General features: G+C 32.3%; 13 protein-coding genes. 4 read left to right on the top strand and 9 right to left on the bottom strand.

Features of this window, described 5'->3' with window-relative positions:
- Nucleotides 1–131: 131 nt before the first annotated feature.
- Nucleotides 132–812: an ATP synthase F0 subunit B gene (locus GM3708_RS15215; protein ID WP_066348718.1), complete on the top strand. Its 681-nt coding sequence runs from the start codon at nt 132–134 to the stop codon at nt 810–812.
- A gap of 33 nt (nt 813–845) precedes the next feature.
- Here GM3708_RS15215 and GM3708_RS15210 read toward each other — a convergent pair whose 3' ends face one another.
- The 3 genes from GM3708_RS15210 to GM3708_RS15200 form a co-directional block, all read right to left on the bottom strand.
- Complete coding sequence (locus GM3708_RS15210) at nt 846–1988, bottom strand: beta-ketoacyl-ACP synthase (RefSeq protein ID WP_066348715.1); 1143 nt, start codon at nt 1986–1988, stop codon at nt 846–848.
- 144 nt (nt 1989–2132) lie between these two features.
- On the bottom strand, nt 2133–2939 hold the full coding sequence (locus GM3708_RS15205; RefSeq protein WP_144439328.1) for a peptidylprolyl isomerase: 807 nt from the start codon (nt 2937–2939) through the stop codon (nt 2133–2135).
- A gap of 38 nt (nt 2940–2977) precedes the next feature.
- Nucleotides 2978–3529 carry a photosystem I assembly protein Ycf4 gene (locus tag GM3708_RS15200; protein ID WP_066348713.1) on the bottom strand — a complete coding sequence of 184 codons (552 nt, stop codon included), beginning with the start codon at nt 3527–3529 and terminating at the stop codon, nt 2978–2980.
- A gap of 672 nt (nt 3530–4201) precedes the next feature.
- Between GM3708_RS15200 and GM3708_RS15195 the strand changes: the two genes are divergently transcribed.
- Nucleotides 4202–4804 (top strand): GNAT family N-acetyltransferase, encoded by a 603-nt coding sequence (locus tag GM3708_RS15195; protein WP_066348710.1) that lies wholly within the window; start codon nt 4202–4204, stop codon nt 4802–4804.
- A 2-nt stretch (nt 4805–4806) separates the two neighbouring features.
- Nucleotides 4807–5256, top strand: a complete 450-nt coding sequence (locus tag GM3708_RS15190) for a hypothetical protein (protein WP_066348708.1) — start codon at nt 4807–4809, stop codon at nt 5254–5256.
- Nucleotides 5257–5473: 217 nt separating this feature from the next.
- On the opposite strand, the gene GM3708_RS15185 is transcribed toward GM3708_RS15190, so the two are convergent.
- The 5 genes from GM3708_RS15185 to GM3708_RS15170 form a co-directional block, all read right to left on the bottom strand.
- Complete coding sequence (locus tag GM3708_RS15185; RefSeq protein WP_066348706.1) at nt 5474–7162, bottom strand: MBL fold metallo-hydrolase; 1689 nt, start codon at nt 7160–7162, stop codon at nt 5474–5476.
- A 12-nt stretch (nt 7163–7174) separates the two neighbouring features.
- Nucleotides 7175–7297, bottom strand: a complete 123-nt coding sequence (locus GM3708_RS19665) for a hypothetical protein (protein WP_255358403.1) — start codon at nt 7295–7297, stop codon at nt 7175–7177.
- A gap of 137 nt (nt 7298–7434) precedes the next feature.
- Entirely contained in the window at nt 7435–8352 is a 918-nt protein-coding gene (locus tag GM3708_RS15180) for a ParA family protein (protein ID WP_066348703.1), read from the bottom strand.
- Between the two features lie 18 nt (nt 8353–8370).
- Nucleotides 8371–8697, bottom strand: coding sequence for a divalent-cation tolerance protein CutA (cutA, locus tag GM3708_RS15175; RefSeq protein ID WP_066348702.1), 327 nt, complete (start codon nt 8695–8697; stop codon nt 8371–8373).
- Between the two features lie 161 nt (nt 8698–8858).
- Nucleotides 8859–9293, bottom strand: a complete 435-nt coding sequence (locus GM3708_RS15170; RefSeq protein ID WP_066348700.1) for a DUF3038 domain-containing protein — start codon at nt 9291–9293, stop codon at nt 8859–8861.
- Nucleotides 9294–9325: 32 nt separating this feature from the next.
- On the opposite strand from GM3708_RS15170, the gene GM3708_RS15165 reads away from it, so the two are divergent.
- The gene (locus GM3708_RS15165; RefSeq protein WP_158505884.1) at nt 9326–10150 is read left to right on the top strand and encodes a biotin--[acetyl-CoA-carboxylase] ligase; all 825 of its coding nucleotides are present in this window, start codon (nt 9326–9328) and stop codon (nt 10148–10150) included.
- Between the two features lie 89 nt (nt 10151–10239).
- On the opposite strand, the gene thrS is transcribed toward GM3708_RS15165, so the two are convergent.
- Complete coding sequence (thrS, locus tag GM3708_RS15160) at nt 10240–12051, bottom strand: threonine--tRNA ligase (RefSeq protein WP_066348694.1); 1812 nt, start codon at nt 12049–12051, stop codon at nt 10240–10242.
- Nucleotides 12052–12192: the final 141 nt, after the last annotated feature.

Raw genomic sequence — 12192 nt, 5'->3', positions numbered from 1 at the left:
AACATCAGAATTAAATACGGTAATACTTTAATTAATTTTCGTATTATTATCAACACAGTCTAATATATAGTTTAATTATTTCAATAACTTGTAATTTATATCAGAACAATAAAGGAGATTTTTGATTGACTATGGCAAATAATTTAACACCTCAACAACAATTTATTCCCCTCAACTCTTCACCAGAAAAACCACCTAAAATAGAAGAAATGGGTGTTAGTATGCCTGATGAAATAGATAGATTAGAAGATTTAATACTCAATGGCACTCGTATTCCTTTTATGGGTAAAACTTTAATTGACGAGGATACATTAATTAATCAACTAGATTTAATTAGAATTAATATTCCTGATTGTTTGCAACAAGCAACGCAAATATTACAGCAAAGAGAGCAAATTCTTTCAGAAGCACAAAATTATGCTCAAAAAATAGTCGAAAATGCTCAAAGAAGAGCGGCACAACTCTTAGATGAATCTCGCATTGTGCAACAAGCAGAAAGTCAAGCTCATCAAATTAGAAGACAAGTACAACAAGACTGCGAAAATTTACAACGGAAAACTATTAATGAAGTAGAGCAAATTAGACAAAAAATTCAACAAGAAGCTATTAAAACTCGACAACAAGCTATTTTAGAAGCAGAAGATATTCAAAACGAAGCGGATATTTATGCTGACTCAGTATTAGGTAAACTAGAAAAAGATTTGAGTGATATGTTAAGAGTTGTACACAATGGTCGTCAACAAGTTCATAATCAAAAAGTTGCACCTCAACCTCGTCAACAGGATATGACGATCGCCAAAAAAGCATCTTAAACTCATTAACAATTAACAATTAACAATTAACAATTAATTTCCGATAGCTAAAACCGCATTTTGTCCGCCAAATCCGAAGCTAAAACAAAGCATTTTCTTGAGGTTATAATCATCAGATTCTCGGCAAAAATTAAGGGAAAAATCGGAATTTGATAAGCCAATATTAGGTAATAGTATCTGTTTTTTTAAAGACATCAAACTTAAAACTGTTGCCATAGCACCAGAAGCACCTAATGTATGACCTATTGCACCTTTATTAGAACTTACTTTCGGATTATGAACAAATAGTTTCTCAATAATTTTAGCTTCTCTTTGATCGTTAAGTATTGTACCCGTGCCGTGAGCGTTGATATAATCAATATCTTTTGCAGATAATCCCCCACGTATTAAACATTTTTCAATGGTACTCATGGCCGTTTTACCATCACTGGAAGGAGAAGTCATGGTATTAGCATCACAACTCATACCCCATGAGAGAATTTCACCATATATTTTAGCTTTACGATTTCGGGCTATTTCTTCTGTTTCTAACATTAACATTGCACCTCCTTCTCCTAAAACAAATCCATCTCTTTTTCTGGCAAAAGGATAACATCCAGTATCACTTAATGCTTTCATTTGAGTAAATCCTGCTATGGTTAAAGGAGTAATGGGAGTTTCTACCGCACCAACAATTACTCTTTCAGTTTTTTTTTGTTTAATTAATTCGTATCCTTGAGCGATCGCCACTAATCCTGTAGCACAAGCATTAGCAGGAGCAAGTACACAAGCAGAAGTTTGTAAATATTTAGCGACAATAAGGGCAGGTTGAGAGGGCAAGGTATTTAGCCAATGGGGAGAAAAATCAGAAATTTGATCTAAATTGTGAGAAGAAAATAAAGATAAAAACGATTCCCATTGACTTTGACAACCACGACTCGAACCGATAACTACCGCAATATCATTTAATGGGGGAAAAATATTTCCGTCTAAACAAACATCTTTAATTAATTGAGTCGTCAAATCAAATATAGGAGAAGGTTGAGAGTTAATTAATCCTAGGGGTAATTCAGGAAAAAAATTAAAAGGTTGACTTAATTTAATTCCCGAATTTCCTTCGACAATCCCTTTCCAAGTAGCATTTTTATTGCCAAAACAACTAAGAAGACTAATGCCTGTAACAACAACTTTAACCATCAAAAACAATTAGGAATTCGGAATTGCAAAAGGCAAATTTACCTGAGTTCAAGATAAAATTATCAGTCAAGATAAGTAATAAGTTATAACTAATTAGTAATAAATACTAGAATTGAGGGTAAATTCATTAAAATTAATTATTAATTATTTCCCTTGTTTCAGATTTTCAGCACCAGTAATAACTTCTGCAGTTTCAATGCGATCGCCTTGTTTAATTTTTTCAACCACATCCATACCTTCAGTAACTTTACCAAAAACTGCATAACTACCATCAAGGAAAGGTAAATCAGCTAAGGTAAAATAAAACTGAGAAGAGGCAGAATCTGGGGCTTGAGATCTAGCCATAGCAATTACACCATAATCATGTTTCAACTGTGGTGGTTGTTTAATGGTTGTGCTGTAAATAATTTCGGGAATTTGTGCGTCTTTTTCCGTTTCATCATACTGAGGACGAATTTCTAAAGGAATATAACGTTGTTTTTTAGTTTCAGGATCATTATAACCCCCAGTACCCAAAGCAGAAGCAGGAAATTTAGGATCTTTACCTTGAGGATCTCCACCTTGTACAACAAAGGGTTGAGGCTCTTTAACGACACGATGAAATACTAAACCATTATAAATGCCTTTTTGTACTAAATCGACAAAATTACCCGCCGTAATTGGTGCATTATCGCCGTCAACCTCAATAGTGATAGATTGACCATTAACTTTCATTACAACCGTAGCCTTGCCTTCTAATCGAGGTAAATTCATTGTATTTTGAGTAATTTGAGTAATTTCGGGAGAATTTTCAGGAGGATTTTCTGAATTAACATTTTCTTGGGTAGTAGCAGAATTATTTTCTGTATTTGTATTAGCACCCAACTGCTGACATCCAGATAAACTAATCGCTGTTATGAAAAACAAAATCAAAAAAATATTGACATGATTAGAAATTTTCATCACTGTCATAAAATAAATTAAAGGGTTAATTATTAATTGTTAATTATTTAAAGTCCTTCTAAAGGTACAGTGAGAAAACGAGCTAATTCTGCACCTTGATTTTCTAACTTAGAAAGAGAAATAGGTTCACCCACAGGGGTTAAAGGAATATCTCTTTTTGGCTTAACTCTTAAATATAAAGTTCTTTTAGGATTTAAACCTTCTTTGATTTCTGCCCTAATAGCTTGAATATCATCCAAATTATAAACTAACTCAATTCGGCGATTTTTACCAAGAAATCCGAAACGAAAAATAGTAACATTACCTTTTTTCTTATCAAATTCATTATAACCACCCCCAACATTGAGAAAAACCATCAGCCATAAATATAAGGCTAATAAAGTACCAGCGACACCATAAAAAGTTAGAGCAATACCTTGAGGGACAAATGGAAGTGTAGAAGTATCACTAACCATCAGAAAGTTAGTATGAAAATAACTAGATAAACCAGCTAATAAAAAACCGATACCACCAATGGAAACCACACTTGCCCACCAGAAATTGCTGAAACGTCTTGCTCCAGTAATATTTTGTCGTAAAATTAAATTGTTTGTTTCCATTATTTATAAAATTGTTTTTATACCTCAACAAAATTAAATTTTAACGGAAAATCAAACTAAATTCAGTAGATAAGAAAATTGACAAGTTGACAAGTTGACAAGTGGATAGGTTGACGGGTTGACAATTTCTTTGTTTATATCAATTAATTACTTAATTTAATTTTGATAAAGTTAATTTGAACAACTTTTTTACCAATTCTTTACCTGATACCTAACACTTGATACCTAAAACCTTCTCTTGACTGATAATTTTATCTCGAACTGAGGTAATTTTTATACATTTTTGGGATAATTTTATTCATTCACAAGAAATACCATCTACCTATCTTCCTGTCAGCCTATCAACGAGAGTCAGATATCACCGATAATTTTATGTCGAATTCAGGTCAGTGACGAGAAGAGGATTGATTTAAACACCATTAAAATTGATTTTCGATACTTATTTGTCAAATTTAATTCTTTTCAGTGACGACAATTTGGTATGTCATCAGTCTTAAATCCTTATTTTTCAAAGTTTTTTATATCGAACTGAAATGAGCTTAATAATAGTGTCCGATGTTCGATTTCGGATGTAGGAAAAAACAATCCCTGTTAATATAGAGAAAATTGAACTGCATTTAAACTTAAATTATATATCCATAACCAAATTATCTACTATTTTTTGTATTATTCGTGCAATCATCATTCTTCGGTTCTCAAAATTTTTTTGCCTCGACACCTGCTCATCAAAAATCTTCAGATACATTAGTTCGCTCTGCCGATCTAAGTGATGTAAATGAAATTGGAGATGTTCTAACCCTGAGTTTTAATAATTTTAACGACTTAACCCTATGGATTTATCCTTTTATCAAGCTAAGTGTTTGTGAAGATTTACGTAACCGATTAAAAAAAACCGATGCAAGTCATTTTTGTCTTGTCGCTGTAAATAAGATAACACCTGAAAAACAAAACTGTAAGAAAATAAAGGGTACAGTAGAATTATCATTTCGTACAGAATATGGTTGGAAGGGGAAAAAAACCTATCCTTATATTGCTAATCTGGCGGTGAGTAAAAATTATCGCCGTCAAGGTATCGGTAGTAAACTATTATCTAAATGTGAAACTATCGCCAAAGAGCATGGATTTAAAGAACTTTATCTTCATGTTTTAGCAAGTAACCAAAGTGGAAAACAGTTGTATTTGCGAAACGGTTATACTATTCGGCAAGTAGAAACTGACTTATATAGTTTATTCGTACCTAGTAAGCGTCGTTTACTCTTAGCCAAATCCATTTGATTATGACTATTGCTTCTAATTCAACAGAATATGACATAAATGATTTTTTGCGAGATAAAAAGTTATTAGTGATTAATCCTAAAAGAAAAAATGGCTTAATTTTAATTAAAACTTATTATGCAGAATTTGCCGGACCTGGGGCAATTGTGGGGGGGTGTTTTGATGAAGATTTACAAAAAGTTATCCCCGTAGGTAAATTATCTTTAATTTCACCCCTCAATCAATCGGAAAGGCAACGTGCTTATTTAATTAGAAGACAATGGGTAAGATTAACAAAGCAAATTACGGATAATCCCATACCTCATGAGAGAGCTCAAGTTATTCTTAATCAATTTGAGCATTGGTTCGATGCAAAGACAGCAAATCAAGTACCTGACGAAATATTTGCCTTGATTGTAGGTGTTTTACCAGATACCATCACCAAAGCCAGAGATTTAGTCAATAGACTTTAATTTGATTAATGGGGTAATACTTCGGTTTGGCAGAAGAAAAATAATCAAAACAAGACAAGTGGATAGATGGACAGGTGGACAAGTAGAATGGGGAAAAAATTCTCAATATCTATGCTATTCGTGTATTTTTGAGAGAATTTTATTGATTTACAAAAACATAATCTCTCTATCTCTTATCTTCACTGATAATTTTATCTCCAACTCACGTTGCTATAGTTCACAAAATCCCTTCAAAGAAAGGACAATAACCATCTGTCGGCACTTTAAAACCATCTAACGGAGAATTTTTATTATTACAAGATTGATCTTGATAATAAGCACAATTACCACAAGATTCAGGATTTAATTGACGACGCAGTAAACTATTTTGTTGTAATAATTCTCGTTGAGATAATCCCCTTAAAACTAATTCTTCGCCTTGCCAACGTGCTTCCACTAATCCTGTATCGGCGAAATTTTGCCATCGAGGATCTTTGTTGATTTGTTCTGGTAAAGTAATTGTAATATATGCTCCTGTTTCATTTAATTCCCCTTCATAGTTGCTTTGAGGAGTTACTTTCGGTTGCATAAATTTTGCCCCGATGGGTAAATCAACCATTATTCCCACCCTAGGAGAGTGTAATTGATAACGATTTTGTAATTCTTCTAGGCTAGTTAAATCTGCTAAATAATTCGGCGAACCATGAACGAATATAATATGCTGGGGACGCAAATTGTGAATAAGTTGAGTTGTATTTTTGCCGTCACTGTGTTCTGCTAATAAATAATCTTCAAGAATAATTTTTTTAGGGTTGATATTGGCTATAAATCTTTGAAATATTGAGCAATGCTTGATTTTTGACTGTTCAGAAATTAAAACTAACCATTTTTCTTGACTTTGCTCACAATATTCTTCTAAATGATTGATATTATCTGTTAAAACAATACTTGGGCTATTAATTAATTGATGGCGGGGCAGATTATTTTCTACTCGTCTCATTCTTGGTTTAATTTTATCATCCCAAAATAATGGCTGATGTTTAGCAAAATTTTGCACATTAGCAGGAAAATAATCCATTAACTCTAAATATAAATCACAAGCTGTGGGTAAGTCTCCATCTACCCATATATCTAAATTTGCTCCCGTAAACTCATGATGTGATCGCAATAATTTTAATAATTCTTGACCTAAACCAAAAGTAGGCACAGGCAAGATAACATTAACATTATCGGTTAAAGCAGATTTAATTCTCTCCATCAAGTATTTTTCTTGTTGACGGCGATGGGGATGTCGAGCAGTGCCATAACTACCTTCTAAGATTAAGACATCAGGATTTAAACCCCGTAAACTATCAAGAGACAATCCTTCGACTAATTGTAAATTCGATAAACAAAAATCCCCTGTATAGAAAATTTTATAAATTCGATTATTGTATTTATATTCAAACAAAAAAGAAGTTGCACCGGGTAAATGTCCTGCGGGAAATAATTCTACCGTTAAATCTGATTCTAAATTAATAGGGTTTCTATCAGTAATATCTATTTTTTTGGATATATTACTTCGAGATCGCCAAGGTAAAACTTGAGCAAAAGATAAAGAAGAAAAGTTTTTTTGATTTAACCAATTGAGAGGAAGTAACTTAGCCGTGACATCACTGGTATAAATAGGTAAATCAGGAAATTTTTGATGTAAAGACAGTAAACCACGAGCATGATCTTGATGAGCATGACTACAAAAAACCCAATCAGCAGGAGGTTCATTATTTGCAGATAAAGAATCTATTTCCGCTAAACCACAATCAAGTAAAATACGGTAATTACCGATATTGAGAAGGATTGCCACCCCTTCAGTTTGATTGCCAACACCAAAGGGATAACAAGAAAAAGCAATTTGCGGAGGGGAAAAAATTTCTTGCCGCTTAATCATAAATCATAAACTTTAATGTGCCGAACCGTTCCCATCATAGTCATCGGAGTCATAGAAACCGTTTCTAGTGCCGAAAAACAATGCAGAAACAATGAATAAACCTGTTAAGATAACTATTAACATTTTAACGTCCATAGTGAATAAATTCTCCAAATTATTAAGTTATTAACTTGTATTGTAAAACTTCAAGCAATATATAAATAAAAAGAATATTTTGATTGACTCTAATTACTAAAAATTAATAGTTTTTCATTCTCAATTCTGAATTTTGTCTAACCATGATTTGCACGGAAAGTGTTAATCTTACCTAAAAATTCTTCCGTAAGTTTACTAAAAGCTTTTGAGCCACTAGAATTAGGGGAAGTTAATACCGCAGGCATAAATAAATCAACAGCTTTAGCAACATTAACATCCATGGGAATATCAGTAGAAAATAACTGATCTATATTAAAATCTTGTTTAACCCGTCTAATAACTTGATCATAATATTTATCATAACGTCCAAATAATCCCGCTTCGGACAGAATGAAAACTATACCCAATAAATTCAAACTTAAAGGGTTATTAATTTCATGACTATCTTTTAACTTTTTAATTCGTCTTTCTAATAATTGTATTCCTACTAATGATAATGGTTCAGGACGTGCTGGTAATAAATAAAAATCACTAGCCGCAATGGCACTTCGAGTTAAAAGATTATATCCGGGGGCACAATCTATGATGATAAAATCATAATCATCAATAACAGGTTGTAAAATATTATGGATTAAAAGTCTTTCAAAGGTATTCCAAACTGATTCAAAATTTTCGATTTTATTTTCATTAACAGCTTGTTGATGTAGCATTTCTGATACTAAATATTCATCATATAACTCAATATCTCCGGGCAACAATTCTAACTTTGGTAAACCACACACAGACTTAGTAATTAAATCATGAATTCCTAATTTGGCATAAGGATTAGGTTGAACTATATTATCAATCAAATAACTAAGAGTTTTGCGTTTTTTTCTTAATTTACCAAATTCGTGGGGAGGTAACAAACTTAAAGTAGCACTAATTTGTGCATCTAAATCTAAAACTAAAACTTTTTGGTTAAAATTTTTGGCTAAAGAGGTAGCTAAATTAACTGTTAAAGTAGTTTTACCTACGCCTCCTTTCATATTAACAGTACTGATAATGTATCCCATAATATTTTTCAGAAATTTTTATGACTTAATAACGTTTTCTTCAATCCAATTTAGATAAGGTTGAGAAGCTTTGATAATGGGTATAGCTATAATTTCTGGCACTTCATAAGAATGTAACTCTTTGATTCTATTTTCTAACGTGCAAAAAAGCTGTAAATCCGTTTTAATTATCAACTGCCATTCTGAATCTTGACAAATTTTTTCTTGCCAACGATAAACAGAGGTAATTGGCAGACAATTAACACAGGCGGCTAAATTTTCTTCAATAAGTTTTTTTGCCATCTTCATTGCTTCTTTTTTATTACCAATGGTGACTAATATTACTCCAAAACGATTATCATTCATAAAATTAGGGAAAAACGCATCTAAATTTTAATGGTAAAAGTAGGCAATAGGCAATAAACTTCTCTAAAAAAATTTGTTATCTCTTCTTAGTAAAAGCTTTAGCCGTGATTTTGAAAATCATGGAAGATGTCTAAAGTAAAAGGCATTTCAGTTGTGTGTTTTTATAAACATTGTAATTGTTGTTTAAGGAAACGTTTTCCAGATTTTCCACTATAAAACAATAAATCAGTTAGTATTTTTAAGGCAAAATAAGATTGATTTTCAACGGCAATATTTATATCTAAAAATTCTTCAGATTGAGACAAAACTAAAAATTGATCTAAATAATCTTTTACTATACCATAATAATAATTCTTCTCATTAGAAGTTTCTATTTGCTCTAATAAAGAACAAGCTCTTCTAATTAATTCATCGTTTCTTTGTAAAATTTCAGCAAGATATTCAATTAATAAATCTAATTCTGAATTACTTACAGGAATAACTGTTGATTCTATTTTAATACCTAATGCTAAAATACCTAAATAAATTAGTTTTATTTTTTCAGGAGTATGGTTAACTTTTTCGACATCAATTAAATTCTCTTGTTCGTCTAACATAGTATAAACTTTTATTAAATTTAATGGTAATTATGAAACAAATAAATCTTAATTTACCTGAAAACTTTTCCTTATTAATTGTAAAACAGAATACCATCAATGGTTATGTTTATGAAACTTTAAATTCGACTAATTCTCAAGCATGGCAATTAATACAGCAAAATATTAAACCTCCTTTTTTCGTTATCGCTAAACAACAAACCGCAGGAAAAGGACAACGAGGCAATATTTGGAGTTCCCCTTTAGGAGGATTATATTTAAGTATAGTATTAGAAGTAAGACTATCTATTAAAAATATGTCTCATTTAATATTATTTTCAGTATCTGGTATTGTTACAGAATTAAGAAAATTTGATATTCCAGTACAAATAAAATGGCTTAATGATTTAATTTTAGACAGAAAAAAATTAGGTGGAATTTTGTTGGAAATTAAAACTGATAAAGAGATAATCAAAGAAGTAGTAATCGGAATTGGTATTAACTATGAGAATCAAATTCCAGATAACGGAATTAACTTAATAAACTATTGTCAAAAAACGAATAATTTTAGAATTAAATCCATTGAAAATTTAGCAGAAATAGTAACTTTAGGGATTATTAATGGTTATCAAGAGTATCTAAATTTAGGAATTGATTATGTTATAGATAAATATAATAATTTAATGTATAATCTCCACGAAAAAATATCTATTGAACAAGTACAAGGAAAAATTATAGGCATCGATAGTCAAGGAAATTTACAAGTTAAAATAACCTCATCAGGTGCTAGTAGTAAAATTAGTTTTTCAGCACAAAATTATAGTCTTTCCTACGATAAATCTCTTGAAAACTGTTACCAATTAACAGAGAAAAAATAAATTTTTTAAATTTCAGGACTTACTCACTTACCCCTAATTCCCTCTTCATAAAGGGGACTTAATATTGTTAATTGTTAATTGTTAATTACTTAAAAGTTTCCATGATTAGTGATCGCTGTACTAATTTTTTCGATAACTTCTAATACAGAAATAGCCCCTAATTCCCCTGAAGCACGAGTACGAATATTGAGGGTATTATTTTCTACCTCATTACCACCAACAACTGCCATGACAGGAATTTTCTGCTTTTCACCATTACGAATCATCTTGCCGAGTCTTTCGTTACTGTTGTCAACTTCCGCACGAATACCAGCGAGTAACATTTTTTGACAAACTTCTTGACAGTATCCTGAAAAATCATCGTTAACAGGCATTAAACGCACTTGAACAGGTGCTAACCATAATGGGAAATCCCCTGCATATTCTTCAATTAAAATGCCGATAAGACGCTCTAAAGAGCCAAAGGGAGCACGGTGAATCATAATGGGACGTTGACGAGTACCATCGGGAGCAGTATATTCAAGATCGAAACGCTCAGGTAAATTGTAATCTACTTGCACTGTACCTAATTGCCACTCTCTTTCTAAGGCATCTTGGAAAATAAAGTCTAATTTTGGTCCATAAAATGCCGCTTCTCCTTCCGCTTCAAAGTAATCCATATCGAGGTGTTGCACTGCATTACGGATAGCGTTTTGGGCTTTTTCCCACACTTCATCCCCGCCAATATATTTGTCAGAATTAGGATCACGAAAACTTAAACGGGCTTTAAAATTCTTCAGTTGTAAGCTCTTGAATACCGACAAAATCAGTTCAACTACGCTGAAAAATTCTGATTCGAGTTGTTCAGGAGTTACAAAAAGGTGAGAATCATCAACGGTAAAGCCTCTAACCCTCGTTAAACCGCCTAATTCCCCAGATTGCTCATAACGATACACCGTACCAAATTCCGCTAAACGCATAGGTAATTCACGGTAAGAGCGCAATTCACTTTTATAAATTTGGATGTGAAAAGGGCAATTCATGGGTTTTAAGACAAAACCGACTTCTTTTTCGGCTTCCTCAAAGTTATCCGCCATCATGGGAAACATATCTTCTTTATAGTTTTGCCAATGTCCAGAAATCTTAAATAAATCGATTCTGCCGATGTGAGGAGTAACAACTTGGAGATAACCTCGTTTTGTTTGCTCTTTTTTCAAAAAATCTTCTAAAGTTGAGCGAATTAAAGTACCTTTTGGTGTCCAAAGTGGCAAACCAGGACCGACAGGATCTGCGAAGATAAATAGACCCAATTCCTTACCTAGTTTACGATGATCTCTTTTTAAGGCTTCTTCCTTACGTCTTTTATATTCCTCTAATTGTTCGGGAGTTTCCCATGCTGTGCCGTATAATCGTTGTAACTGTTTATTATTAGCATCACCTCGCCAGTAAGCACCAGCAATACTTTCAAGCTCGATTGCCTTAGGATTTAAGTCTGCAGTAGAGTCAACGTGAGGACCTGCACATAAATCCCACCATTCTTCTGCTAAATGGTATATGGTGATAGTATCATCCTTAATACTGTCTAAAATTTCTAGTTTATAAGGTTCATTAATACTTTTTATTCTAGTTTGGGCTTCTTCTCTACTGACAACTTCTCGAATTACAGGCAATTTACGATTGATAATTTTGATCATTTCTTTTTTAATTGTCTTGAGATCCTTTTCTGTCAAAGGTTCTGATAAATCAAAGTCATAATAAAAGCCGTTTTCTGTCCAAGGACCGATCGTCACCTGCGCATTGGGATATAATTTTTGTACCGCCATCGCCATAACATGAGAAGTAGTATGACGAATTTTCTTTAAGTTTTCAGATTCACTGGTGCGTGGTAGTTTAATAACTTCTGTAAGGGCTGAATTAGACATAAAAATAAATATAATCATCAATATCGATAAGTAACCATCTTACAATAAACCTTGCCTGAGTTCGGGGTTTCGGTGAAAACATCAGAAAAAGACAGAAAAACAAAAGATATAAGTTAAACTTTGAAGACTATAATTTATAAA

It is taken from the genome of Geminocystis sp. NIES-3708, from assembly GCF_001548095.1.
Lineage (GTDB): Bacteria > Cyanobacteriota > Cyanobacteriia > Cyanobacteriales > Cyanobacteriaceae > Geminocystis.
Note: the sequence above shows the minus strand (reverse complement) of the source record. Positions and strands in the feature narration are given on the sequence as shown.